The organism is Stenotrophomonas sp. HMSC10F06, assembly GCF_001807865.1.
GTDB lineage: Bacteria > Pseudomonadota > Gammaproteobacteria > Xanthomonadales > Xanthomonadaceae > Stenotrophomonas > Stenotrophomonas bentonitica_A.
Window position 1 is genome coordinate 23,532 of the sequence record NZ_KV791261.1, and the last position, 24,241, is coordinate 47,772.

Here is a 24,241-nt window from a genome sequence, read left to right on the forward strand (position 1 = left end):
GCCGCTCCATGACTGAGGCCGCAACGACCCGGCAGAAACTGCCTTTGCACTGGAAAATGGGCATTGGCTTCATCATCGGCCTGGTCCTCGGGCTGACCGTCCATGCGCTCGGTGGCAGCATCGACGGCCTGCAGGCCGCAGCCAAATGGGTGATGGACTACGTCACCACGCCGGCCTCGGGCCTGTTCCTCAATCTGATCTTCATGCTGATCGTGCCGCTGATCTTCTCGGCGCTGATCATGGGCGTGTCGGAGATGGGCGACATCCGCGCCCTCGGCCGCATCGGCTGGAAGACGCTGGCCTACACCATCCTGCTCTCCGGCATCGCCGTGGGCATCGGCCTGGTGCTGGTCAACGTGCTCAAGCCCGGCGCGGGCGTGGACCCGGTCGTGGCCGCGCAGATGCTCACCGAGAATGCCGAGCGCAGCAAGGAAATCGTCGCTGGCATCCATGGCACGCCCAAGGGCATGGACATGCTGCTGTCGATCGTGCCGAGCAACGTGGTCGAGGCGGCCTCCAGCAATGGCGCCATCCTCTCGCTGATGTTCTTCGCGCTGATGTTCGGCATCGGCATGGTGCTGACCGACGAGGCAAAGGTCGCCCCGCTGCGTCGCGCCATCGAAGGCATCTTCGAAATCTCGATGACCCTGATCAACCTGGTCATCCGCCTGGCCCCGTACGCGGTGGCCTGCTTCATGTTCAACCTGGCCGCGCTGTTCGGCTTCGAGCTGATCATCCGCCTGGGCGCCTACGTAGGCGTGGTGGTGCTGGCGCTGGGCCTGCACATGGTGGTGACCTACGGCGTCGCGGTATGGCTGTCCGGCCGCTCGCCGCTGGCGTTCTTCCGCGACACCCAGGAGGCCACCGTGATGGCCTTCTCGACCGCGTCCAGCAATGCCACCCTGCCGACCGCGCTGCGCGTGGCCGACCAGATGGGCCTGCCGCAGAAGGTCTCGCGCTTCGTGCTGACCGTGGGCGCCACCGCCAACCAGAACGGCACCGCGCTGTTCGAGGGCGTGACGGTGATCTTCCTGGCGCAGTTCTTCGGCGTGGACCTGAGCATCGGCCAGCAGTTCATGGTGATGGCGGTCTGCATCCTGGGCGGCATCGGCACCGCCGGCGTGCCCTCCGGCTCGCTGCCGGTGGTGGCCATGATCTGCGCCATGGTCGGCGTGAACCCGCTGGGCATCGGCCTGATCCTGGGCGTGAACCACTTCCTGGACATGTGCCGTACCGCGCTGAACGTCACCGGCGATCTGGCCCTGACCACCCTGGTGGCCAAGGGCGAGGTGGACGATGGCCCGGTCGTGGCCACGGTGGCCCCGGCCCCCGCGCCGGCCCCGCGCGACTGAGCCTGCACAGGCCCGAGCTGCCCTGACGCCCCGCCCAGTGCGGGGCGTCGTCGTTAAGGGCCTGGCCTGTCTTCGGCCTGACCCCGCCGATCACCTGTGGGACAATGGGCTGCCCGCAGCTCCGCGGGAGCCTCCCGACTCCGACAGAACCATGACGCAGCCTACCCGCCGCCAGTTGGCCAACGCCATCCGCTTCCTTGCCGCTGATGCGGTCGAAACCGCCAAGTCCGGTCATCCCGGCATGCCGATGGGCATGGCCGACATCGCCGAAGTGCTCTGGAACGACTATCTCCGTCACAACCCCAAGAATCCCAAGTGGTTCAACCGCGACCGCTTCGTGCTGTCCAACGGCCACGGCTCGATGCTGCAGTACGCGCTGCTGCACCTGAGCGGCTACGACCTGCCGATCGAGCAGCTCAAGCAGTTCCGCCAGCTGGGCAGCAAGACCGCCGGCCACCCCGAGCACCATGAAACCCCCGGCGTGGAGACGACCACCGGTCCGCTGGGTCAGGGTCTGGCCAACGCCGTGGGCTTCGCCCTGGCCGAGAAGCTGCTGGCTCAGCGCTACAACCGCCCCGAACACGAGATCGTCGACCACCGCACCTGGGTGTTCCTGGGCGACGGCTGCCTGATGGAAGGCATCTCGCATGAAGCCGCCTCGCTGGCCGGCACCTGGGGCCTGTCCAAGCTGCTCTGCTTCTGGGACGACAACCACATCTCCATCGACGGCAACACCGATGGCTGGTTCACCGACAACACCCCCGAGCGTTTCGAGGCCTATGGCTGGAACGTGGTGCGCGGCGTCGATGGCCACGACCCGGAGAGCATCAAGTCCGCCATCGACAGCGCGCTGTCGCAGTTCGACAAGCCGACCCTGATCTGCTGCCGCACCACGATTGGTTTTGGTTCGCCGGGCAAGGCCGGCAAGGAATCCAGCCACGGCGCCCCGCTGGGCAAGGACGAGCTGGAAGCGACCCGCAAGCAGCTGGGCTGGCCGTACGGCCCGTTCGAGATCCCGGAAGAGATCTACGCCGGCTGGCGTGCCGGCGGTACCGGCACCCTGCGCCAGGCCGAGTGGGAGCAGCAGTTCGACAAGTACGCCGCGCAGTACCCGGCCGAAGCCGATGAGCTGATCCGTCGTTCGCACGGCGAGCTGCCGGCCGATTTCATCGCCAAGGCCGATGCCTACATCGCCCGGGTCCAGGCCGACGGCCAGACCATCGCCTCGCGCAAGGCCTCGCAGCTGGCGATCGAAGCGTTCGCGCCGCTGCTGCCGGAGCTGGTGGGCGGTTCGGCCGATCTGGCGCACTCCAACCTGACCCTGTGGAAGGCGAGCAAGTCGGTCGCCACCGATGACCCGAACGCCAACTACGTCTACTACGGCGTGCGCGAGTTCGGCATGACCGCGATCGCCAACGGCCTGGCCCTGCATGGCGGGTTCATTCCGTTCGACGCCACCTTCCTGGTGTTCAGCGATTACGCCCGCAACGGCGTGCGCATGAGCGCGCTGATCCCGGCCCACGCGATCCACGTGTACACGCACGATTCGATCGGCCTCGGCGAAGACGGCCCGACTCACCAGCCGGTGGAGCACCTGGCCTCGCTGCGCTACATCCCCAACAACGATGTGTGGCGCCCGTGCGATGCGGTCGAGTCGGCGGTCAGCTGGAAGTCGGCGATCACCCGCAAGGATGGTCCGAGCTGCCTGGTCTTCAGCCGCCAGAATCTGCCGCACCAGCCGCGCAGCACCGAACAGGTCGCCCAGATCGCGCGCGGTGGCTACGTGCTGGCCGACGCCGAAGGCGGCGTGCCGGACGTGATCCTGATCGGCACCGGTTCGGAAGTGGGCCTGGCCGTGACCGCCAAGGCGGAACTGGATGCCGCCGGCATCAAGACCCGCGTGGTGTCGATGCCGTCCACCGACGTGTTCGAGCGCCAGGACGCCGCCTACCGCGAGTCCGTGCTGCCCAATGCCGTGCGCAACCGCGTGGCCGTGGAAGCCGGCGTCACCGGTTTCTGGCGCCAGTACGTGGGCCTGGACGGTGCGGTGGTGGGTATCGACACCTTCGGTGCCTCGGCCCCGGCCGAAGCGCTGTACAAGCACTTCGGGATCACCGCCGAGCACGTCGTGGCCGCGGCCAAGGCGCAGCTGGCGAACTGATGGCGGTGCCGGGCGCTGCCCGGTAGCTGCAACGCGAAAGGCCGGGGAGATTCCCCGGCCTTTTCGTTTGTTGAAGGGCAATCACCACGCCATCCTTGATCGAGGGTAGATCCCCGCCATGCGTGGATGCTGTTGGCGCAACCCTCGACCACGGCTGACGCGTGATCCCCACGCATCCACGCATGGCGTGGATCTACATCACCCGGCTGCCGTGCGCGCCAATCCCAAGCGCACCAACCGCGCCTCGATGCGTTCGCCGAACGTCTTCGGTGCTTCCAGCCCCATCCGCTGCAGATAGGCCTGGTCGCCATCGCCGGCTGGTTGCGTCAGCGCAGCCAGCACCGTGCGCAGCTTGGCCATCGGTGTCTGCGTGTTCTGCTTGAGCCAGCCCAGCGCCTTGACCAGATGCTGCTCGACTTCGGTGAAATCACTGCCCAGCGGATAGTCCGGCAGCAGGCCGGACTGGCGGAATGGCGCCAGTGCTGCGCTGACCTCGGCCGCGGTGTTGCGCCGCCCATCGTCGGGCGCAGTGAACCCGGCGGCCAGCTTTTTCGAGGCTTTCGCTTTGTCCAGCAAGGCGGCCTGGAACTGCGCATCGGTGATCGTGGCCATCGCGATCACGCAGTCTTCGTCGGTCATGTTGCGCAGGTCGGCGATGCCGTACTCATTGATGTAGAGGTCGCGCAGATGCCGCGGAATCGTGGTGTGCCCGTAGTTCCAGCGCACGTTGGACTGCAGCGTGCCCTTGTCCTCGCGGGTGGCACGGAAGATCAGCGCGCTGCGGGCGCCGGGCAGGGCATGCGCCATCGCCACGAAGTTGTACTGGCCGCCGACGCCGGAGACCACACGGCCGTCTTCCAGCGCATCGGAAACGGCCGCACCGAGCGCGGTGGCCATCATGCAGGAGTTGAAGAAGCGCGCATCGCGGCGTTGCATCCGCTCCAGCGTTTCATCGCCGCCGTAGAGCTGGTTGATCTCACTGATGCGGCGCATGCCGATCGCGCTGCGCTCCTCCTCGGGCAGGTCGCGCAGCCATTGGTAGAACTCCGGCGAGCCCAGGTAGAACGCGCCGTGCAGATACTCGCCCTCGGCTTCGAGCGTGGCGTAGTCGGTGGTCCACGCGGTGCCGTTCTCGATCCGCTGCAGCAGCGCCAGATCGTCATGCACCTTGCGCCGGATCACCCCGGTCTGGACCAGCCGGCGGAAGCCCTCGTTGAGCATCTCACTGCAACCGTACAGGCCGATCTCGAACGGCTCCAGGCCACCGCACTCAAGGACGGTGGGGTTGCTGGCCAGGCCGGGATCGAGCGCCTGCAGGATCTGCCGGTAGCGGGCGTTGTCGGTATGCCGCAGCACCAGCGCATGGCTGAGCGCATCGGCCAGCGTACCGATGCCGATCTGCAGCGTGCCGCCATCGCGCACCAGCGTGCTGGCGTACAGGCCGATCGCATAGTCGGCATCGCTCACCGGTTGGCGCGGCAGGCCGAACAGGTCCGGGTAGGGCCCCGGTGGCGTGATCACCAGATCGAAGAACGACACATCCACCGTGGCCGAACCGGCCAGGTAGGGCAGCTGCGGATCGATCTCGGCGATCATCAACGGGCGTGGCAGCCCGCGCGCGACCATCGCATCCAGCGTGTCCTGGGTGATGTCGTTGTTGCACGACAGCGACAGGCGCCGGTCGTTCGCGCGCATCGCCACTTTCTGCACGATCGCATGCGGCGCGCGCTGCGCCACCGCATCGGCGGCATGGGTGTAGTTGAGGCTGGTGTAGCTGCGCTGCGCCTGCGAGGAATTGAGCAGCGCCCCGGACTGCATGTAGAACTCTTCCACCTGCACATGCGCCGGCAGCTGGTCGCGCACCATGGCATCGGCGTAGGCCAGGCGCGGGAACTCCGCACCGAAATGACGCTCGGCGAAGGGCGTCATGAAGCGCGCTTCCAGCCCGGCACCGCCACGCGGCGGATTCAGCGACAGCGCGGTATACAGCTGCAGCGGCCGCGAGGCATCGTGTTCAACACGGGCATACAGCGCGTTGAGCAGCCGGTGCGGCTTGCCCAGTGCGAGCGGGGCGCCAATGCGCAGGGGGCCATCGACCCGCTGCAGCAGCCACTCGACGGCGGCGTCCAGGTCGGTCAGGTGTTCGGTCATGCGGCGCTATCCTGCGAAATCATGCGGGTCATTACAGCATTTCCGGTTTGAACAGACGGCGACGCGAGACTTCATCGCCGGAAAGCATGAACTGGCCATCGCCGCGGTAATGCACCGTGCGCGGTACTTTCGGGGAGCGCGCGACGTGCGCTTTGACGACCTCCCAGATGAACAGGCCATGCCGTTTGATCTGGCTGCGGTCTGCCAGCCGGCACTCGAAGCTGGCGTGGCACTGGGCGATCAAGGGGGCGGCGACCTCCGTGGCGGCCACCGCCTCCAGGCCGAAGTGGTCGAACTTGTCGATCTCCGCGCCGCTGCTGTTGCCGATGCCCACCACCGTATCGAGCATCTCGGCGGTGGGCACATTGATGACGCATTCGCCACTGCGGCGGATCAGCTCGAAGCTGTGGTTGCCGCTGGAGATCATCGTTGCCAGCCGTGAGGGCGTGAACTCCAGCACCATGTGCCAGCCCAGGGTCATGATGTTGCGCTGGCCTTTCCAGGCCGAGCTGATCAGCACGATCGGGCCCGGCTCCAGGAAGCGGCGCACATCGTCGACCGGGTAGTCGAATTTTCGGTAGCGTCTCATCGAGGGCTCCGTGGGGCGTGCGCAGATGCTGGCAGCGGCTGCATGAACCGGCTGTCGAAGGGTTGACACCCAGGTTGATTACGGGCGTAATCGATCTGTCGATTACGGGTGTAAATGATGAGCCAGATCAGTGAAGCCGAAGCGGTGGTGATGGAGGTGTTGTGGCGCAGCCATCCGCTGGGCGCTGACGAGGTGGTGACCGCGCTGGCCAGCCGCGACTGGGCCGAGCCCACCATCAAGACCCTGCTCAACCGGCTGCTGACCAAGGGCGCGATCAGCGCCAGCCGCGATGGGCGTCGCTATCTGTACTCGCCGGTGCTGCAGCGCCAGGCCTGGGTGGCCGAGCAGAGCGAGGGCTTCCTGGACCGGGTCTTCGACGGTCGCGTCGCGCCGCTGGTGGCGCACTTCAGCCAGCGCGGGGAGCTGAGCGCGCAGGACATCGCCGAGCTGAAGCAGCTGATCCTGGAGCTGGGCCATGACTGAGCTGCTTGATGGACTGCTGCAGGCCAGCGTGTGGCTGTCGCTGGCGACGCTGGTGCTGGCCGCGGCCAGGCCGCTGCTGCTGCGCCTCGGAGGCGCAGCGCTGGCCTACCGCAGCTGGTGGTTGCTGCCGTTGATGCTGGTCGCGCCCTACCTGCCACTGCCACGGCTGCCGATGACTGAAACGGACCCGGTCATGGTCATGGCTTCGGCCCTGCGCGCGCCGGCCGTGCCCACCGACGCCTCGCAGTGGCCGCTACTGCTGTTGACGGTGTGGTTGCTGGGCGCGGTAGCGGTGGCCTGCGTCAGCTGGCGCGCGCAGCGCCGCTTCGAGCACGCACTGGGCGTGCTCCAGCCGCGCATGGATGGCAGCTGGCAGGCCAGTGGCGATCCCGGCCTGCCGGCGCTGGTCGGCCTGTGGCAGCCGCGCATCGTGGTGAGCCCGGACTTCGAGCAGCGATTCAGCCCGGCCGAGCAGGAGCTGATCCTGCGCCATGAGCACAGCCATCGCCGCCATGGCGATCCCTGGGCAAACGCCGCGCTTGCCGTGCTGCGCTGTGTGTTCTGGTTCCACCCCTTGCTGCCGTGGGCGGCGCGCCGCTTCCTGCGCGATCAGGAACTGGCCTGCGACGCGCGCACGGTCGATCCGCATCCGGCCCTGCGCCGGCTCTACGCCACTGCGCTGCTGAAGGCGCAGTTGGTCCACCCGGTTGCCCCGATGGCCTGCCACTGGCGCAGCCAACCGATGTTGAAGGAGCGTATTGCCATGTTGAAGGAACACAAGCGGAAGGCATTGCCGTGGATGACCGGGCAGGTGCTGGTGGTCGGGCTGTGTGTCGGGCTCTGCACGGTGGCCTGGGCCAGCCAGAGCGGCGCCGGCGACGAGCCGGCGAAGGCCAACGCGGCAACGAGCGATGTGGGCGCGCAGGCCCGTGACCTGACGCCGCCCAGGTATCCCAAAGCCGCGTTTGATCAGGGCATTTCCGGCAAGGTGGTGCTGCGCGTGGAGGTGGATGCGGCTGGAAAGCCCGGCGATGTAAGGGTACTCAGTTCGACCCCGGCCGGCGTGTTCGACGAGGCCTCGATCGCTGCGGCCAAGCAATGGACGTTCGAACCGGCGCGCCAGAATGGACACGCCGTTGCCTCGGCGTTGAAGATTCCGATGACATTCGAACTGGATGCGTCGGACCCGACGCTGTGAAGCGGGGGTCACTCGCCGTGGTCCTGGCGATGCTGGTGGCCGGCTGTGCCAGTCACCCCTCGCCGACCACGGTGGACACGCGTGCCGAGAACGTGGCTCACCAGCGTCTGGATCCGAACGTCGGCGCTCAGGGGAGCGGGAAGGTGGAGACGTATCAGCTGGGGCCGAGCGAGGGCTACCGGATGCCGCAGCTCAATGCGGGGCCGGACCCGGCGGTCGGTGATCGCGACCCGCGCCGCGCGCTGGCACCGACGACAGTGTGCCTGCAGCTGGTGATCGATGCGGAAGGCAAGGTCGAACGCAGTCTGCCCGTGATCGATCGCAGCGATTGCGCCGCCGGCAATGCCCCGGAGAACGCGCCCCTCGTGCAGGCTGCCCAGGAAGCGGTGGCGATATGGCGCTTTGTCCCCGCGGCCGTCTGTCATTTCCCTCCGCAGCGCGTACCCACGGATCGAGGCAACTGCGAGGGCGCCGAGCGCACCGAACCGGTACCGGTGAGCCTGCTGTACGGCTTCACGTTCGAGATCGTGAAAGGGCAGCACGTGGTGCGCGGGCAAGGCCGCTGAGGAAAACGGGGGCCACCCGTTGCAGGGGAGCCGGCCAGCGGCCGGCACTACCTCGGCGGGCCGCCCTGGATGTTGGCTTTCACCGAGGGGTGCATCAGTGTCGGTTCGGCCAGCGTGGCATCCCGGGCCTGGCGGGTGGCCACGAACTCGGCTTCGCTGATGCCGTCATGCAGGTGGATGTTGTGCGCGCGCTGCGCGCCGATGGTGGTCTCGTTGGCGACCTCGCGGCCACCGGGGCCGTAGTCGTGGCAGATGAACACGCGCGTCGCGTCCGGCAAGGCCAGCAGCCGCTGGATCGAGCGGTACAGCTGCGCCGCGTCACCGCCCGGAAAGTCGCAGCGGGCGGTGCCGCCGTCAGGCATGAACAGCGAATCACCGGTGAACAGCGCATCGCCGATCCGATACGCCACGCTGTCACTGGTATGGCCGGGCACCGCAATCACCTCGGCGTCGATATCACCGAGCGTGAAGCGTTCGCCATCGGCGAACAGATGATCGAACTGCGAGCCGTCGGTCGGTACCTCCAGCGCGTAACGGGGTGCGAAGGTGCGCTGCACCTGCACGATGCCCGCGCCCATGGCCAGAGTCGCGTCCGGCCAATGGCGCTTCAGCCAGCGCCCGGCGCTGACGTGGTCGGCGTGGGCATGGGTGTCCAGCAGCCAGCGCACCTGCAGGCGGTGCCCGCTTACGTGGGCCAGCAGCGGCTGAAGCGGCCCGGCACCGAATGCATCGGTCTCCGGGTCGTAATCCAGCACGGGATCGATCACCGCCGCCTGCAACGTCGCCGGGTCATGCACCACGTAGCTGAACGTGTGGCTGTCCGGATGGAAGAAACTGGCGACGTGCAGTGACATGGTGATGGCCTCAGCGTTTGCCCAAGGTGTCGTTGAGCAGCACCGCCAGGCGTTCACCGGCCAGGCGCAGCTCGCGCTCGGCGACCGGGCGATAGGTCGCCGCATATCTCGGGGCCAGCGTACGCTTGTCCGGGTAAACGCCAGGTGCAATCGCGATCCGGCAACTGGCCTCGGCCCACTGCACGGCATCGGCATCGATGTTGGAGCGCGTTGCGAACACCGGCTTGGGCAGGGCCAGCAGGCGCTTGAGGTACTGGTCGTCGTCCAGCGTCTGCTCATTCAGCATGCCGCTGTCCCACAGTGAATGCAGGTTGGTACCGCGGTTGTTGAACTGCACCTGGAAATCGTTGCCGCCCTTGTCATGGCCGTAGCCGGCATGCATCGGCTGGTGGATGTCACCGGCGAAGTGCACCACGAACTTCAGTGCCTGCGCGCGTTCGGCATCGGACTTGCTGCGGTCGCCGAGGATCGCGGTCTGTGCTTTCAGCGCCTCGACCACGCAATTGCCGTTCCTGCAGTGCTTCTGCACTTCGTAGTGGCAATCGTCTTCGCCGATGTTGACGTAGTGCCAGCCGGCCGAGCGCTTGCCCAGGCCGGGGTCCTTGGCGCGCAGCTGATCGGCCCACGGGGCGATGCCGTGCAGTGTCGGATCCGGCTCGGCGGCGAGCAGACGGTCCACCTCGGCCTGGGTCTGCGGGGTCAGCCGGGCCTCGGCGATCCGCGCCACCAGGCGGTGGCCTTGCGCGCCCCAGGCCAGGGCATCGGTGGAAACAAGGGTGAGGGCCAGCGCGAGCGCGGTGGCCGGGAGCAGGGAAGGCATTTTCATCCGCGGCATTCTAGCGGGCTGGCCGCGCGCGGGCTTGCCGCGATCTGGCCGGCTGCAGTGCCGCTCGGGTTCGGCTAGGCTCGGCGGGTGCCCGGCATCGGGCGGACGCAGGAGCGACCCCATGGCCCACATCGTTGGCCTGATCGGCGGCATGAGCTGGGAAAGCTCGGCCCACTATTACCGCCTGATCAACGAGCAGGTGCGCGACACGCTGGGCGGGCTGCATTCCGGGCGGATCCTGCTGTGGTCGTTCGATTTCGCCGAGATCGAGGCGCTGCAGCATGCCGGCGACTGGGACAGTGCCACGCAGCGGATGATCGATGCGGCCCAACGCCTGCAGGGCGCCGGAGCCACCGCCATCGTGATCTGCACCAACACCATGCACCGCATGGCGGATGCGGTGCAGGCGGCGATCGCGATTCCGCTGCTGCACATCGCCGACCCGACGGCCGAAGCGATCAAGGGCGCCGGGTTGCGGCGCATTGGCCTGCTCGGCACCGCGTTCACGATGGAACACGATTTCTACAAGGGTCGGCTCACGCACGCGCATGGACTGGAGGTACTGGTCCCGGAGCCCGAGGACCGCGCGGCGGTGCACCGGATCATCTATGAGGAGCTGGTGCAGGGGCAGGTGCTGCCGGCATCGCGCGAGAGGTATCGCGCGGTCATGCAGCGGCTGGTGGATCGCGGCGCGCAGGGCATCATCCTGGGCTGCACGGAGATCATGCTGCTGGTCGGCGCGCAGGATGCAACCGTGCCGGTGTTCGATACGACCACGCTGCATGCGCAGGCCGCGGCGCGGCATCTGCTTTCCGCAGCGTAACCGCGAGCGTCACGCCCCGCAGCGCCCCCCGGACCGCCGCGCCTGTCCAAAAAAAACCCCGGCCGAAGCCGGGGAAACTGTCTTGCTGCGAGGGTGTTGCCTGGTTGTGTCCTGATCCGCCGATCAGAACTTGAACACGTACGACACGCCGTAGGCGAGCGGGTCGATGTTGACGGTGCCGATCTTTTCGCCATCGAGCTTGACCTTGCTGTCGATGTCCATCCAGCGCACATCGACGCGCAGCGAGCCCTTGTCATTGATCGCGAAATCCAGGCCGGCATGGGCGGCCAGGCCCCAGGAGTCCTCCATCTTCAGCTTGCTGCCGGCCAGCGCGCCGCCGGTCTTCTCGCTGAAAAACGTCGTGTAGTTGATGCCGGCACCCAGGAACGGGGAGACCTTGCCCGCGCTGTTGAAGTGATACTGCAGCGACACCACCGGCGGCAGGTGCTTGGTGCTGCCCACGTTGCCCAGGCCGGCGATGTTGATGTCGTGCTTGAACGGCAGCGCGGCCAGGATCTCGATGCCGAGGTTGTCGGCGATGAAGTACTCACCGGTGATGGTCGGCTTGATGTCGTTGTCGACATCGACCTTCAGGGTGCCGCCGGCCAGCGAACCGTTGTTGGACTTCGGGGCGACCTGGTGCACGCCGGCACCGATCGTCCAGTCGCCCTTGGACTGGGCCATGGCCGGGGCGGCGGCCAGCGCCAGGGCGGCGGCCAGGCTGGTGAGCAGGAGGGGGGAGGTCTTGCGCATGAGACGGTCTCGTGGCGGGTTGGAATGGGGCCAGTTTTGCCGCCCGCGCGGTTGCGCGCCTTGATCCGGATCAATCCGGGTATTTGCCGTTGTAACCGGTTCCCGTTCGGCTTGCGCGGGCCTGCCCGGGTCCGGCCCTGCTAGAATGAACACCCCTTTCCATCGGCGCCGCACCGTCGCGGCTGCAGGAGCTTGTGAACATGGCAATCAAGGTTGGCATCAACGGTTTCGGTCGCATCGGGCGCAACGTGCTGCGTTCGGCCGTGCTGAACTTCGGCAATGACATCGAAATCGTCGCCATCAACGATCTGCTGGAGCCGGATTACCTGGCGTACATGCTGAAGTACGACTCCGTGCATGGCCGCTTCAAGGCTGACGTGGCAGTCTCCGGCAACGACCTGCTGGTCAACGGCAAGAAGATCCGCCTGACCCAGGAGCGCGATCCGGCCAACCTGAAGTGGGACGAGGTCGGCGTGGACGTCGTCATCGAATCCACCGGCCTGTTCCTGACCAAGGAAACCGCGCAGAAGCACATCGACGCGGGTGCCAAGAAGGTCATCCTGTCGGCACCGTCGAAGGACGACACCCCGATGTTCGTGTTCGGCGTGAACGACAAGACCTACGCCGGCCAGGCGATCGTCTCCAACGCCTCGTGCACCACCAACTGCCTGGCCCCGCTGGCCAAGGTCATCAACGACAAGTGGGGCATCAAGCGTGGCCTGATGACCACCGTGCACGCCGCGACCGCCACCCAGAAGACCGTCGATGGCCCGTCCAACAAGGACTGGCGCGGTGGCCGTGGCATCCTGGAAAACATCATTCCGTCCTCCACCGGTGCGGCCAAGGCCGTCGGCGTGGTGATCCCGGAATTGAACAAGAAGCTGACCGGCATGAGCTTCCGCGTGCCGACCTCGGACGTGTCGGTGGTCGATCTGACCGTGGAGCTGGAGAAGGAAGCCACCTACGCCGAGATCTGCGCTGAAGTGAAGGCACAGAGCGAAGGCGCGTTGAAGGGCATCCTGGGCTACACCGAAGACAAGGTCGTGGCGACCGACTTCCGCGGTGAGACCCACACCTCGGTGTTCGATGCCGATGCCGGCATCGCGCTGGACGGCACCTTCGTCAAGCTGGTGTCCTGGTACGACAACGAGTGGGGCTACTCCAACAAGTGCCTGGAAATGGTCAAGGTCGTCGCGGCGTAAGCCAGCGCGTCCCCTGCGTCATTCAACAGACCCCGGCCCCGTGCCGGGGTCTGTCGTTTCAGGCAGGCGCTGCGGGGCGTTGATCCCGCGCCTGCCGCCGATCCATTAGCATGGCCCGCGTGCCGCCGGCACTGTGCCTACCGGGTACAGCCGTGGCGACCTCTTGAGGATGGCCTGGAATGGAAGCTCTGATTGTCCTGCTGGTGCTGGTACTGCTGGCGATCCCGCTGCTGCTGATCGTGGCGCTGGTGATGATCGCCGGGCTGCGCCGACGCGTCGCCGCGCTGGAGCAGCGCGCCGCCGGGTCCGCCTGGGAGGCTTCACCGGCGCCGGCGCCGGCGCCGGCGGAGCGGGAAAGGTCGCTGCACTGGACCGACCTGGCATCGGTCGACACCGTCGGCGCCGCGAGGGCCACCTCTGCGCCTGTCTCCACGACGGCCGCCGAGGCGCTGGAGCCGAGGATCGAACCGGTGATCGACGTGGCGCAACCGCCGCCATTGCCGCCCCCGCCCGCGCAGCCGGTCGCCCCGCCCGAACCGCAGGGCCCCGGCATCGGCGAGCGGCTCGTCGGCACCCTCAAACAGTGGTTCACCGAAGGCAATGTGCCGGTCAAGATCGGCATGCTGGTGCTGCTGGCCGGCGTGGCCGCACTGCTCAAGTACGCCAGCGACCAGGGCTGGTTGAATGCACCGATCGAGCTGCGCCTGGCCGCCATCGCCGTGGCGGCGCTGGCCGGGCTGGTATTCGGCTGGGTGCAGCGCGATACCCGGCGCATGTTCGCGCTGGCATTGCAGGGCGGGGCGATCGGCATCCTGTTGCTGACCATTTTCGCCGCGTTCAAACGCTATGACCTGATGCCTGCCGCGCCCGCTTTCGTGCTCAGCGTGTTGCTGATCGCCGGCATGGGCGTGCTGGCGGTGGTGCAGAACTCGCGCACGCTGGCCGTGCTCGGCATCCTGGCCGGCTTCATGGCGCCGATCTGGCTGTCCACCGGCAGCGGCAACCATGTCGCGCTGTTCTCGTATTACGCCGTGCTCAATGCAGCGATCCTGGCGATTGCCTGGTGGCGCCCGTGGCGCGCCCTGAACCTGCTCGGTTTCGCCTTCACCTTCGGCATCGGGACGGCCTGGGGCGTGCTCCAGTACAGCGCCGACAAGTTCGCCAGCACCGAGCCGTTCCTGCTGCTGTTCTTCGCCTTCTATCTGCTGATCCCGATCCTCTATGCGCGCCGGCAGAGTGCGGAAAAGCGCGACCTGATCGATGGCAGCCTGGTGTTCGGCACGCCGCTGATCGCCTTCTCGCTACAGGCCGGCCTGCTGCATGACGACCGCCTGCTGCTGGCGTTGTGTTCGCTGGCACTGGCTGCGTTGTATGCAGGCCTGGCGTGGGCGTTGATCAAGCGTGAGCGCTACGCTGCGCTCGGCCAGTCGCATGCGGTACTCGCGGTCGGCTTCGCCACGTTGGCGGTGCCGCTGGCGCTGTCTGCACGCGCCACCGCCAGTGTGTTCGCACTGGAAGGTGCCGCGCTGGCCTGGCTGGGCCTGCGCCAGCAACGCTGGCTGCCACAGGTCAGCGGGGCAGTGCTGACCCTGGGGGCCGCGTTCGGCTTCGTCGTGGGCGCGGACTACTGGCACCTGGATGCCACCGCCATCGCCAACCCGACCTTCATGAGTGGCTTGCTGCTGGCGCTGGCCGGTTTTGCGGCGGCCTTCAGCTACCGCCGCGCGCAGCGCGATGCGCCGGCCATCGTGTACTACCTGTGGGGCCTGCTGTGGTGGCTGGGCAGCCTCAGTCACGAGATCCTGCGCTTCGTCACCCACCGCACCGAGCCCGATGCGCTGCTGATCGCCGCAGCCGTGACCGGTTGGCTGGCCGCCGAGATGCATCGCCGCTGGCCGGCGCGTGCGCTGGTGCTGACCACGCTGGCGATGGTGCTGGCCGCCTTCCCGTTGGCGCTGTGGCAGGCCGATGTACATGACCAACCGTTCGCCGGCTATGGCGCGCTGGCCTGGGCGGTGTTCGCGCTGCTGGGCGTGCGCAGCCTCTGGTGCCTGCGCGGGGGCGACGACCGCACCTCGCTGGCGGCGCAGTTCCTGTGGTGGCTGCTGTGGCCGTCGGTGGTGTCGCTGGCCAGCCTGTGGCTGGCCGATCGCTTCGCGCTGGCGCGGGGCTGGGGCCTGGCCCTGATGCTGTTGCCGTGGCTGCTGGTCACGGCGGTCGCGTTGTTGCGCTGGCGCTGGCTGACGGTGCCGCTGGGCGAGCGCTTCGACCCGATGCGTACGCCGCTGCAGATCACCTTGTTCGCCGTGCTGGGCGTGAGCTGGGCCGGCCTGTTGCTGGTTCCGGCCGGCGCCGCGCCGTTGCCGTGGCTGCCGCTGCTCAACCCGGTGGAGCTGGCGCAGCTGGCGGTGCTGGTGCTGGCCGCGCGCTGGCTGTGGTCCGCGCACGCGCCCGACGGCCTGCGCGCCCTCCGCATTCCGCTGCTGGCCATTGCCGGCTTCGTCGCGCTGACCAGCATCACCCTGCATGCCGTGCATCACTGGGGCGGGGTGCCGTGGAACGAACGCCTGTGGTCCTCCACCCTGGCCCAGACCAGCCTGACCGTGGTGTGGAGCGTGCTCGGCGTGATCAGCTGGGTATGGGGCTCGCGCCGCGGGCAGCGCGCGCTGTGGCTGGTCGGTGCGGTGCTGATGGGCGTCGTGCTGGCCAAGCTGGTGCTGATCGACCGGCAGCACCTGGGCAACCTGCTCGGCATTTCTTCCTTCATCGCCTACGGCCTGCTGTGCACGGTCGTGGGTTATCTGGCACCGGCGCCGCCCCGCGCGCCGGACCCTGCCGTGGAGCCGCACCCTTGAAGACCTTCCGCCCGCTGATCCTCCTTGCCGCATTCGCACTGCCGGCGCTGGCGCAGACCGCCGATGACCGCCAGGCGTACCGCCAGCAATGGCCGCTGCAGCTCGCGCAACCCCAGGCTGGTGCATATCGGTTGACCCTGGATGACGGGGTGTACCGCACCGCGGTGTCGCCACGCCTGGCCGATGTGCAGGTGTTCAATGCACAAGGTCAGGCACTGCCCTCGGCGTTGCTCGCGGCCGACCAGCCGCTGGCCCAGGCACCGCAATGGCAGACGCTGTCCTGGTTCCCGCTGCCCCCCATGGCGGGCACCTCCGGCGATGACCTGCAGTTGCTCACCGAGCGCAACACCGATGGCAGCGTGCGCCGGGTGGAAGCGCGCCTGGGGCGGGGTGGGGCGGCCGGGCAACCGGCGGGCTGGCTGATCGATGCCAGTGCGCTCAAGACCGGGGTGCAGGCACTGCGCCTGGATTGGCAGACCCAGGTGCCCCTGCAGGCGCGCGTGCGGGTGGAAATGAGCAACGACCTGCGCGACTGGCTGCGCATCGCCGACGATGTGCCGCTGGTCGACCTGCAGCACGAAGGCCGCCGCCTGCAGCAGCGCCGCATCGAGATCGCGCGCCAGGCCAGGTATTTCCGGATCCTGCCGATCGGCGCGGATGCGTTGCCGGCGCTGTCCACCGTGCAGGCCGAGCTGGTGCCGACCGCGCAGGCGATCGCCTGGCGCTGGCAATCGTTGAGCGGCACCGCCGGCAAGCCGGGCGAGTTTGAATATCAACTCGATGGGCGCTTCCCGATCGCGCAGGCCGACATCGCCACCGCCGACAACAGCGTGGTGCAGTGGACGCTGTTGAGCCGCGATGACGCCGACGAGCCATGGCAGGTGCGCGCAGGCCCGTGGGTGGCTTATCAGCTGCAGGACGCCGCCGACCGCCGCCAATCCCAGACCCAGCCGCTGACGCGCAGCACGCGCGATCGTTACTGGAAACTGATCGCGGGCCAGCCGCAGTCGATGCCGGCGCCAACGCTCAAGCTCGGTTACCAGCCTGAAACGCTGGTGTTCCTCAGCCAGGGCGAGCCGCCGTATGCGGTGGCCGCCGGCAGCGTGCGCGCCGAGCGCCAGGACGCGCCGGTCGCCACCGTGATCGCCCAACTGCGCCAACAGCATGGCGCGCAGTGGCAGCCGGCACAGGCCACCGTGCACGGCGCACCGGAAGTGCTCGCCGGCGATGCTGCGCTGGCAGCGCAGCGCGACTGGAAGCAGTGGCTGCTGTGGGCCCTGCTGGTGATCGGCGTGCTGATCGTCGGCGGGTTCGCGCTCAGCCTGCTGCGCCAGCCACACCGGAACGGGTAGGTACCGATCGTTGGTCGGTACGGCCTGTCCGCGCGCGACGACCAACACTCGCCACTGCGCCTTTCTCACTGGATTTGCGATGCACCGCGCCAGCCGGGACAATGACGGTCTGCGCCGCGCGGCGCCTTTCCTTCTTCAGAGCCAAAGAGTTGCTTATGTCCATTGTTCGCATGACCGACCTCGATCTCTCCGGCAAGCGCGTGCTGATCCGCCAGGATCTGAACGTGCCGATCGACAACGGCCAGATCACCTCCGAGCAGCGCATCACCGCCTCGCTGCCGACGCTGAAGCTGGCCCTGGAGAAGGGCGCTGCCGTGATGGTGACCTCGCACCTGGGGCGTCCCAAGGAAGGCGTGTGGAGCGAGGCCGAATCCCTGGCGCCGGTGGCGCTGCGCCTGTCGCAGCTGCTGGGTGTCGAGGTGCCGCTGGTGCGCGATTGGGTGGACGGCGTGCAGGTCGCGCCGGGCTCGATCGTGCTGCTGGAAAACTGCCGGATGAATGTGGGCGAAGGCAAGGACGATGAAGCGCTGGCGAAGAAGTACGCCGCGCTCTGCGATGTGTTCGTGATGGATGCCTTCGGCACCGCGCACCGTGCACAGGCCTCCACCCATGGCGTGATCCGCTTCGCTCCGGTCGCTGCCGGCGGCCCGCTGCTGATGGCCGAACTGGACGCGCTGGCCAAGGCGCTGCTTGCCCCGGCCCAGCCGCTGCTGGCGATCGTGGCCGGCAGCAAGGTCAGCACCAAGCTGGAGCTGCTCTCCAGCCTGGTCGGCAAGGTCGACCAGCTGATCGTCGGCGGCGGCATCGCCAACACCTTCATCGCGGCCGCCGGTCATTCCGTCGGCAAGTCGCTGTATGAGCCGGACCTGCTGGACACCGCGAAGAAGATCGTGGCCGATGCCAAGGCGCGTGGCGCTGACATCCCGCTGCCGACCGACGTGGTCGTGGCCAAGCAGTTCCTGCCCGACGCCGAAGCCACGGTGAAGGCCGTCGCCGACGTGGCCGAGGATGACCTGATCCTGGATATCGGCCCGGATACCGCCCAGCACTATGCGGGCCTGATCGCCAAGGCGGGCACCGTGGTCTGGAACGGCCCGGTCGGCGTGTTCGAGTTCGAGGCCTTCAGCCATGGCACCGAAGCGCTGGCCCGTGCCATCGCCGCCTCGCCGGCGTTCTCGATCGCGGGCGGTGGCGACACCCTGGCCGCAGTGGACAAGTACGACATCGCGGGCGAGGTGAGCTACATCTCCACTGGTGGCGGCGCCTTCCTGGAGTTCCTGGAAGGCAAGACCCTGCCGGCCGTCGCCGCGCTGGAGGCCCGCGGCTCGTGAGCCGCGATGTGCTGTTCTTCGACCTCGACGGCACGCTGATCGATTCGGCCGTCGGGATCACCCAGTGCGTGGCGCATGCGCTCACGCAGATGGGCCAGCCGGTCCCGCCGCAGGCCGAGCTGCGGCGCTGGATCGGGCCGTCGCTGCGGACCAGCTTCGCGCCGTTGTTCACTGACCCGGCCCAGGTCGAGCAGGCGGTGACGTACTACCGCGAGCGCTTCGACGTGGTCGGCTGGCGCGAGCATGAGGTCTACCCGCGGATCGGCCAGGTCGTGCAGGCGTTGAAGGATCGCGGCCACCGGCTGGCGATCGTCACCGCCAAGAACGAGCCGCACGCGCGGCGCATCGTCGAGCACCTGCCGTTCGGCGACTGCTTCGAGGACGTGATCGGGGCCACCCCGGACGGCAGCCGCAGCGAGAAGCCGCAGCTGGTCGCCGAGGCCCTGCACCGGCTGTCGTTGACCCCGGCCCAGTGCTGGATGATCGGCGACCGGCGCATGGATATCGAAGGCGCGCGTCATCACGGCTTGCGCAATATCGGCGTGTTGTGGGGCTTTGGCGGTGCCGAAGAACTCACGGCGGCCGGTGCGGAGCACCTGGCGCAGGCCCCCGATGAGCTGCTCACGCTGATCGATTGAGGCACCCGGCGGCGTCCCGTACGCCGCCGCATGTCCTGCGCAAAGCCCCGCCGGGGCTGGCGCTGGCCGGCGGGCAGCCAATGCGCTGTCCGCCCGGTCGTCTCGCGCTGTCTGCAGGACAACAGCGAAACCCAACTGCGCCAATGCTGTAAACGTATTCATGGGACGTGAAGGGTGTGCTAATTTCGCTCCTTTAACGGGAGCCCATTAACCATGATTGAGCGTCAGCGTCGCACCAAGATCCTCGCCACCCTCGGACCGGCCACCGACCCGCCGGGCGTGCTGGAGGATCTCTTCCGCGCCGGCGTGAACGTGGTTCGCCTCAACTTCAGCCACGGTGACCCGTCCGGCCAGGCCAAGCGCGCCGCCGATGTGCGTGCCGCGGCCGCCCGCGTGGGCGTGGAAGTGGGCATCCTGGCCGACCTGCCGGGCCCGAAGATCCGCATCGAGCGTTTCGCCGAAGGCAAGATCAAGCTCAAGGCCGGTGACCGCTTCGACCTGGTCGCCTCGCCGAATGCGCCGGCCGGCGACACCACCCAGGTCGGCGTGAGCTACCTGGGCCTGCCGCAGGACGTGACCGCCGGTGACATCCTGCTGCTCGACGATGGCCTGATGCAGCTGCAGGTCAACGAAGTGCAGGGCGAGCGCATCATCAACACCGTGCTCAACGATGGCGTGCTGTCCGACCGCAAGGGCCTGAACAAGCAGGGCGGTGGCCTGTCGCTGGGCGCGCTGACCGAGCGTGACAAAGAACTGATCGGCATCGTGGCCAAGATCGGCGTGGACTTCATCGCCGTCTCGTTCTGCCGCAATGCGCAGGACATGAACGATGCGCGCGAGATCGCCGAGTCGCACGGCTGCTACGCCGCGCTGGTCTCCAAGATCGAGCGCACCGAAGCGATCGACAACCTGGAAGAGATCGTCGACGCCAGTGACGTGGTGATGGTGGCGCGTGGTGATCTGGGCGTGGAAATCGGCGATGCCGAACTCCCGGGCCTGCAGAAGAAGATCATCAAGGCCTCGCTGGCGCAGAACAAGGTGGTGATCACCGCCACCCAGATGCTGCAGTCGATGGTGGAAAGCCCGATCCCGACCCGCGCCGAAGTGCTGGACGTGGCCAACTCGGTCATCGACGGTACCGATGCGGTGATGCTGTCGGCCGAAACCGCCGCCGGCATGTACCCGGTCAAGGCGGTCGAAGCGATGGCCCGCATCTGCCTGGGTGCCGAACGCCAGTTCCAGACCGAGACGGACTTCGGCGCCTCGCCGCGCAACCTGGAACGCGCCGACCAGGCGATCGCCATGGCCACCATGTTCCTGTCCCAGCACGTGGGCGTGCGCGCGATCGTGGCGATGACCGAATCCGGTGGCACCGCGCGTTACCTGTCGCGCTTCCGTGCCTCGGCCCCGGTGTTCGCGGTGACCCGCCATGACGGCGCGCGCCGCCAGATGGCGCTGATGCGCGATGTGTTCCCGATCAACTTCGACAGCCGCGGCCTGACCCCGCGCGAAGCCGCACGTGGCAGCATCCGCCTGCTGTTCGAAGCGAACCAGCTGCAGGGCGGCGACCGCGTGGTCTTCACCAGTGGCGAACACATGGAAACCCATGGCGCCACCAACACGCTGCGCCTGCTGGAAGTGGGCGAAGACGGCCGTGCCAGCGGGCTGGGCGAGCTTTAACCGCCCCCCCGCGCAACACCCGGACCCGCGTGGCTTTACGGCCGCGCGGGTTCGTCGTTTCAAATGGAATCGTTTCCAGATTCCGTGGACGGTCAGTTCACGGGAGGCGGGGTCTATAATTGGCGTTTTCCCGCACCCGCCACAGGAAGTACATGAGCATCGAACAGCTGGCTGAAACCGCACAGGCCATGGTCGCCCCGGGCAAGGGCATCATCGCGATCGACGAATCCACCGGCACCATCGGCAAGCGCTTCGCCAGCGTCGGCCTGGAGAACACCGAGGAGAACCGTCGCGCCTACCGCGAACTGCTGCTCACCACGCCCAAGCTGAACGAGCACATCTCCGGCGCGATCCTGTACGACGAGACCATCCGTCAGTCCACCAAGGACGGCGTCCCGTTCGCCAAGTACATGGCGGCCCAGGGCATCATTCCAGGCATCAAGGTCGACAAGGGCGCCCATGCCCTGGCCGGCTGCCCGGGCGAGCTGGTCACCGAAGGCCTGGACGGCCTGCGTGAGCGCCTGCAGGAGTACTACAAGCTGGGTGCGCGCTTCGCCAAGTGGCGTGCGGTCATCAACATCGGCGAAAGCATCCCGTCGGGCACCTGCATCGAGTCCAACGCCCACGCGCTGGCCCGTTACGCCGCGCTGTGCCAGGAATGTGGCCTGGTGCCGATGGTCGAGCCGGAAGTGATCATGGACGGCGACCACGACATCGAGACCTGCTACGAAGTCACCGAAGCCACCCTGCGTTCGCTGTTCGACGCGCTGTACCAGCAGAACGTGCTGCTGGAAGGCACCATCCTGAAGGCCTCGATGGTCATCTCCGGCAAGGGCTGCGAAGAGCAGGCCGACGTCGAGGAAGTGGCCGAGTCGACCGTGATGTGCCTCAAGAGCACCGTGCCGGCGATCCTGCCGGGCGTGGTGTTCCTGTCGGGTGGCCAGAGCGATGAGCAGTCCACCGCGCATCTGAACGCCATGAACCAGATGGGCAACCTGCCGTGGCCGCTGAGCTTCTCCTACGGCCGCGCGATGCAGCAGGCCGCGCTGAAGCTGTGGGCCAAGGACACCAAGGCCAACGTCGCCAAGGCGCAGCAGACGATCTACGATCGCGCCAAGGAAAACGGCCAGGCCGCCCTGGGCAAGTGGAACGGCTGATTCACGCCTGACCACCGTCAACGAAAACGCCGGCCTTGTGCCGGCGTTTTTGTTTGGGCGGGACAGTGGTGCGCACATGCACGCGTGCTCTGGCACGATGGGATCCATCTTCGCGTGGATGGATCCCATGGTCGTACGTCTCTGTGTCTCGCTGTGCGTAGTGCCATGGCTGCTGGGGAGCGCACCAGCGTACGCAGTGGCGCCGCGCGGCTTTGATGTACTGCATTACGACGTCGCGCTGGTGCCCGACATCGCCAACAAGCGCGTCACCGGGCAGCAGACGCTGCGGTTCAGAGCCGAGCAGGAACTGCGCGCAGTGACCCTGGACAGCGGTTCGCTCAAAGTGACGGCCGTGATGCAGGGGGATCGCGCGCTGGCCTTCGAGCAGCACGCGGCGAAGGTGCGGATCACGCTGGCCGAACCACTCGCGCGGGGAGCCACCGCCAGCGTGACGATCCGCTATCACGGCGAACCGCCGTATGGCCTGGAATTCGCGCCCGAGCGCGATGAGGTCTACACGATTTTCTCGACCAGCCAGTGGATGCCCTCGGTGGATGCCCCCGACGAGCGCGCAACGCTGGACCTGTCCGTGACCCTGCCGGCGGGCCTGCTGGCTGCCGGCACCGGCCGCACGCTGCCGCTGCGCTCCCTTCCCGATGGGCGCATCGAACATCGCTGGCAGCTCAAGACGCCGATGCCGGGGTATGTCTATGGCTTCACGGCCGGCCGCTATCAGGAAGCGACGCAGCGCCATGGCGCGACCGGCTTGCGGTTCCTGTCCATGCAGCGGTCGCCCGAGCAGCTGCAGCGCGTGTTCACCGCTACGGGCGAGATGCTCGACTTCTTCGCCGACCGCGCCGGCCTGCCGTATCGCGGTGACTACCAGCAGGCGCTGGTGGCCCGCACGATCGGACAGGAGATGGCCGGGTTGTCGCTGATGTCCGAGCGCTATGGCCAGCAACTGCTGGAGGATCCCACCCAGACCGCCTTGATGGCGCACGAAGCCGCGCATCAGTGGTGGGGCAACCGGGTGACCTGCGCCGGCTGGGAGCATTTCTGGCTCAACGAGGGCATGGCCAACTTCATGACCGCCGCCTACCTCCAGCACGCGCAGGGAGAGGCGGCCTACCAGGCGCAGGTGACGATCTGGCGCACGCGGCTGGAGGCGCTGCGTGCCAAGGGGGCGGATCACGCGTTGGTGTATGCCGACTGGAGCGCGCCGAGCGGCGATGACCGCGCGGTCGTGTACCAGAAGGGCGCCTACGTCCTGCACCTGCTGCGCGTGGAAATGGGCGAGGCCGCGTTCTGGCGCGGCATCCGTGACTACACGCAGGCCAACGATGGACGCTCGGTGGTGACCGTCGATTTCCAGCGGGCGATGGAAGCAGCGGCCGGCCGCTCATTGCAGCCGTTCTTCGCCCAGTGGGTCTATGGCGTGGGCGAAGGTGTCAGTGCGCCGCCGCCGGCGGCAGCCCCAACGCCAGCGGCGCGAAGATCGCCGAGGTCGAGGGTTCCACCGGCTGCCCCAGTGCAGCCAGCGCCGACTGGTACGCCTTGAACGTCGCCGCGTTGTAGGCCACCAGGATGATCCGGCGCGGCTGGCGGTGCGAGCGCTGCCAGGTCAGGGTCTCGGTGGCGGCGATGTGCGCAGCCTGGTGCAGCGGATAGCCGAACACCCCGCAGCTGATGGCCGGGAACGCGATCGATTCCACGTCCAGCTTCTCGGCCAGCTGCAGCGACTTCCAATAACAGTTGGCCAGCAGTGCCGGCTCATCGCGCAGGCCGTCCTGCCAGACCGGGCCGACGGTGTGGAACACATGCTTTGCCGGCAGATTGAAGGCCGGTGTCTGGCGGACCTCGCCGGTCGGGCAGCGCATGCCCGGGCGGATCTCCGGCAGGGCACGGCAGGCGTCGAGCAACTGCGGGCCGGCCGCGCGATGGATCGCGCCGTCCACGCCGCCGCCGCCCAGCAGGGATTCGTTGGCCGCATTGACGATCGCATCCACCGCCAGGGTCGTGATGTCGCCCTGCCACACTTCGATCTTCATGCGTACCGCTCCTTACTCACTGTTACCGGGTCCATACAACGGAATGACGTGCCTGACCTGCACGGTACCCGGCAGGACATCTAGGCTGCGTCATCATCGTCTCAGGCAGTGCGACCCGCCCGAGCGCTGGCTGACCTTCACACGATGCCGCCGGATCGCTTCACCGCAGATGAAGCGCCGCATGCAAAACGCCCGCCGGTCAGGGCGGGCGTTGCGTTCTTC

General features: G+C 67.6%; 20 protein-coding genes. 14 read left to right on the forward strand and 6 right to left on the reverse strand.

What is annotated here, in order from left to right; translation table 11 throughout:
• Nucleotides 1-8: 8 nt before the first annotated feature.
• Together HMPREF3113_RS04985 and tkt are read left to right on the forward strand one after the other, a co-directional pair.
• Nucleotides 9-1,352, forward strand: a complete 1,344-nt coding sequence (locus HMPREF3113_RS04985; protein WP_019183891.1) for a dicarboxylate/amino acid:cation symporter — start codon at nucleotides 9-11, stop codon at nucleotides 1,350-1,352.
• Between the two features lie 151 nt (nucleotides 1,353-1,503).
• Nucleotides 1,504-3,513 (forward strand): transketolase, encoded by a 2,010-nt coding sequence (tkt, locus tag HMPREF3113_RS04990; RefSeq protein ID WP_070471175.1) that lies wholly within the window; start codon nucleotides 1,504-1,506, stop codon nucleotides 3,511-3,513.
• Nucleotides 3,514-3,711: 198 nt separating this feature from the next.
• On the opposite strand, the gene HMPREF3113_RS04995 is transcribed toward tkt, so the two are convergent.
• Both HMPREF3113_RS04995 and HMPREF3113_RS05000 read right to left on the reverse strand, forming a co-directional pair.
• Nucleotides 3,712-5,664 carry an acetyl-CoA hydrolase/transferase C-terminal domain-containing protein gene (locus HMPREF3113_RS04995; RefSeq protein ID WP_070471177.1) on the reverse strand — a complete coding sequence of 651 codons (1,953 nt, stop codon included), beginning with the start codon at nucleotides 5,662-5,664 and terminating at the stop codon, nucleotides 3,712-3,714.
• Nucleotides 5,665-5,695: 31 nt separating this feature from the next.
• Complete coding sequence (locus HMPREF3113_RS05000) at nucleotides 5,696-6,253, reverse strand: flavin reductase family protein (protein WP_046274000.1); 558 nt, start codon at nucleotides 6,251-6,253, stop codon at nucleotides 5,696-5,698.
• 117 nt (nucleotides 6,254-6,370) lie between these two features.
• Between HMPREF3113_RS05000 and HMPREF3113_RS05005 the strand changes: the two genes are divergently transcribed.
• From HMPREF3113_RS05005 to HMPREF3113_RS05015, 3 genes are read left to right on the forward strand one after another with little or no spacing between them, the layout of a single operon-like run.
• Entirely contained in the window at nucleotides 6,371-6,736 is a 366-nt protein-coding gene (locus HMPREF3113_RS05005) for a BlaI/MecI/CopY family transcriptional regulator (RefSeq protein ID WP_070471398.1), read from the forward strand.
• The gene (locus HMPREF3113_RS05010) at nucleotides 6,729-7,934 is read left to right on the forward strand and encodes a TonB family protein (protein ID WP_070471179.1); all 1,206 of its coding nucleotides are present in this window, start codon (nucleotides 6,729-6,731) and stop codon (nucleotides 7,932-7,934) included. Before HMPREF3113_RS05005 ends, HMPREF3113_RS05010 begins: the two co-directional genes overlap by 8 nt.
• Nucleotides 7,931-8,500, forward strand: a complete 570-nt coding sequence (locus tag HMPREF3113_RS05015) for an energy transducer TonB (protein WP_070471181.1) — start codon at nucleotides 7,931-7,933, stop codon at nucleotides 8,498-8,500. The genes HMPREF3113_RS05010 and HMPREF3113_RS05015 overlap by 4 nt, the downstream gene beginning before the upstream one ends.
• Nucleotides 8,501-8,547: 47 nt before the next feature.
• Here the strand turns inward: HMPREF3113_RS05015 and HMPREF3113_RS05020 are convergent, their stop codons facing one another.
• The gene (locus tag HMPREF3113_RS05020) at nucleotides 8,548-9,354 is read right to left on the reverse strand and encodes an MBL fold metallo-hydrolase (protein WP_070471183.1); all 807 of its coding nucleotides are present in this window, start codon (nucleotides 9,352-9,354) and stop codon (nucleotides 8,548-8,550) included.
• A gap of 10 nt (nucleotides 9,355-9,364) precedes the next feature.
• The gene (locus HMPREF3113_RS05025; RefSeq protein ID WP_070471185.1) at nucleotides 9,365-10,180 is read right to left on the reverse strand and encodes a S1/P1 nuclease; all 816 of its coding nucleotides are present in this window, start codon (nucleotides 10,178-10,180) and stop codon (nucleotides 9,365-9,367) included.
• 121 nt (nucleotides 10,181-10,301) lie between these two features.
• On the opposite strand from HMPREF3113_RS05025, the gene HMPREF3113_RS05030 reads away from it, so the two are divergent.
• Complete coding sequence (locus tag HMPREF3113_RS05030) at nucleotides 10,302-11,003, forward strand: aspartate/glutamate racemase family protein (protein ID WP_070471187.1); 702 nt, start codon at nucleotides 10,302-10,304, stop codon at nucleotides 11,001-11,003.
• 123 nt (nucleotides 11,004-11,126) lie between these two features.
• Here HMPREF3113_RS05030 and HMPREF3113_RS05035 read toward each other — a convergent pair whose 3' ends face one another.
• Nucleotides 11,127-11,756, reverse strand: a complete 630-nt coding sequence (locus HMPREF3113_RS05035; protein WP_070471189.1) for an OmpW/AlkL family protein — start codon at nucleotides 11,754-11,756, stop codon at nucleotides 11,127-11,129.
• A gap of 200 nt (nucleotides 11,757-11,956) precedes the next feature.
• Between HMPREF3113_RS05035 and gap the strand changes: the two genes are divergently transcribed.
• The 8 genes from gap to HMPREF3113_RS05075 all read left to right on the forward strand — a co-directional run bounded on the left by gap (nucleotide 11,957) and on the right by HMPREF3113_RS05075 (nucleotide 23,529).
• Nucleotides 11,957-12,958, forward strand: a complete 1,002-nt coding sequence (gap, locus tag HMPREF3113_RS05040; RefSeq protein ID WP_046273181.1) for a type I glyceraldehyde-3-phosphate dehydrogenase — start codon at nucleotides 11,957-11,959, stop codon at nucleotides 12,956-12,958.
• Nucleotides 12,959-13,137: 179 nt separating this feature from the next.
• The gene (locus tag HMPREF3113_RS05045; RefSeq protein ID WP_070471190.1) at nucleotides 13,138-15,813 is read left to right on the forward strand and encodes a DUF2339 domain-containing protein; all 2,676 of its coding nucleotides are present in this window, start codon (nucleotides 13,138-13,140) and stop codon (nucleotides 15,811-15,813) included.
• On the forward strand, nucleotides 15,810-17,165 hold the full coding sequence (locus tag HMPREF3113_RS05050) for a DUF3999 domain-containing protein (RefSeq protein WP_070471193.1): 1,356 nt from the start codon (nucleotides 15,810-15,812) through the stop codon (nucleotides 17,163-17,165). The genes HMPREF3113_RS05045 and HMPREF3113_RS05050 overlap by 4 nt, the downstream gene beginning before the upstream one ends.
• Nucleotides 17,166-17,320: 155 nt before the next feature.
• Nucleotides 17,321-18,496: a phosphoglycerate kinase gene (locus tag HMPREF3113_RS05055; RefSeq protein WP_019183905.1), complete on the forward strand. Its 1,176-nt coding sequence runs from the start codon at nucleotides 17,321-17,323 to the stop codon at nucleotides 18,494-18,496.
• Nucleotides 18,493-19,134: an HAD-IA family hydrolase gene (locus HMPREF3113_RS05060; protein WP_070471195.1), complete on the forward strand. Its 642-nt coding sequence runs from the start codon at nucleotides 18,493-18,495 to the stop codon at nucleotides 19,132-19,134. The genes HMPREF3113_RS05055 and HMPREF3113_RS05060 overlap by 4 nt, the downstream gene beginning before the upstream one ends.
• Before the next feature lie 213 nt (nucleotides 19,135-19,347).
• Nucleotides 19,348-20,814 carry a pyruvate kinase gene (gene pyk / locus HMPREF3113_RS05065; RefSeq protein WP_070471197.1) on the forward strand — a complete coding sequence of 489 codons (1,467 nt, stop codon included), beginning with the start codon at nucleotides 19,348-19,350 and terminating at the stop codon, nucleotides 20,812-20,814.
• Nucleotides 20,815-20,966: 152 nt separating this feature from the next.
• Entirely contained in the window at nucleotides 20,967-21,971 is a 1,005-nt protein-coding gene (locus tag HMPREF3113_RS05070) for a class I fructose-bisphosphate aldolase (protein ID WP_019183908.1), read from the forward strand.
• Nucleotides 21,972-22,098: 127 nt separating this feature from the next.
• Nucleotides 22,099-23,529 (forward strand): M1 family metallopeptidase, encoded by a 1,431-nt coding sequence (locus HMPREF3113_RS05075; RefSeq protein WP_254665242.1) that lies wholly within the window; start codon nucleotides 22,099-22,101, stop codon nucleotides 23,527-23,529.
• Here the strand turns inward: HMPREF3113_RS05075 and HMPREF3113_RS05080 are convergent.
• The gene (locus HMPREF3113_RS05080) at nucleotides 23,420-24,019 is read right to left on the reverse strand and encodes an O-acetyl-ADP-ribose deacetylase (RefSeq protein WP_019183910.1); all 600 of its coding nucleotides are present in this window, start codon (nucleotides 24,017-24,019) and stop codon (nucleotides 23,420-23,422) included. The genes HMPREF3113_RS05075 and HMPREF3113_RS05080 overlap by 110 nt on opposite strands.
• Between the last annotated feature and the right edge of the window lie 222 nt (nucleotides 24,020-24,241).

What these genes read in the sequence shown, in the direction of transcription:
- HMPREF3113_RS05055 (WP_019183905.1), top strand. Translation starts at nt 17,321, where the DNA reads ATGTCCATTGTTCGCATGACCGACCTCGATCTCTCCGGCAAGCGCGTG.
- HMPREF3113_RS05045 (WP_070471190.1), top strand. Translation starts at nt 13,138, where the DNA reads ATGGAAGCTCTGATTGTCCTGCTGGTGCTGGTACTGCTGGCGATCCCG.
- HMPREF3113_RS05075 (WP_254665242.1), top strand. Translation starts at nt 22,099, where the DNA reads ATGGTCGTACGTCTCTGTGTCTCGCTGTGCGTAGTGCCATGGCTGCTG.
- tkt (WP_070471175.1), top strand. Translation starts at nt 1,504, where the DNA reads ATGACGCAGCCTACCCGCCGCCAGTTGGCCAACGCCATCCGCTTCCTT.
- HMPREF3113_RS05000 (WP_046274000.1), bottom strand. Translation starts at nt 6,253, where the DNA reads ATGAGACGCTACCGAAAATTCGACTACCCGGTCGACGATGTGCGCCGC.
- HMPREF3113_RS05025 (WP_070471185.1), bottom strand. Translation starts at nt 10,180, where the DNA reads ATGAAAATGCCTTCCCTGCTCCCGGCCACCGCGCTCGCGCTGGCCCTC.
- HMPREF3113_RS05035 (WP_070471189.1), bottom strand. Translation starts at nt 11,756, where the DNA reads ATGCGCAAGACCTCCCCCCTCCTGCTCACCAGCCTGGCCGCCGCCCTG.
- HMPREF3113_RS05010 (WP_070471179.1), top strand. Translation starts at nt 6,729, where the DNA reads ATGACTGAGCTGCTTGATGGACTGCTGCAGGCCAGCGTGTGGCTGTCG.
- HMPREF3113_RS04985 (WP_019183891.1), top strand. Translation starts at nt 9, where the DNA reads ATGACTGAGGCCGCAACGACCCGGCAGAAACTGCCTTTGCACTGGAAA.
- HMPREF3113_RS05020 (WP_070471183.1), bottom strand. Translation starts at nt 9,354, where the DNA reads ATGTCACTGCACGTCGCCAGTTTCTTCCATCCGGACAGCCACACGTTC.
- HMPREF3113_RS05030 (WP_070471187.1), top strand. Translation starts at nt 10,302, where the DNA reads ATGGCCCACATCGTTGGCCTGATCGGCGGCATGAGCTGGGAAAGCTCG.
- HMPREF3113_RS05070 (WP_019183908.1), top strand. Translation starts at nt 20,967, where the DNA reads ATGAGCATCGAACAGCTGGCTGAAACCGCACAGGCCATGGTCGCCCCG.
- pyk (WP_070471197.1), top strand. Translation starts at nt 19,348, where the DNA reads ATGATTGAGCGTCAGCGTCGCACCAAGATCCTCGCCACCCTCGGACCG.
- HMPREF3113_RS04995 (WP_070471177.1), bottom strand. Translation starts at nt 5,664, where the DNA reads ATGACCGAACACCTGACCGACCTGGACGCCGCCGTCGAGTGGCTGCTG.
- HMPREF3113_RS05005 (WP_070471398.1), top strand. Translation starts at nt 6,371, where the DNA reads ATGAGCCAGATCAGTGAAGCCGAAGCGGTGGTGATGGAGGTGTTGTGG.
- gap (WP_046273181.1), top strand. Translation starts at nt 11,957, where the DNA reads ATGGCAATCAAGGTTGGCATCAACGGTTTCGGTCGCATCGGGCGCAAC.
- HMPREF3113_RS05080 (WP_019183910.1), bottom strand. Translation starts at nt 24,019, where the DNA reads ATGAAGATCGAAGTGTGGCAGGGCGACATCACGACCCTGGCGGTGGAT.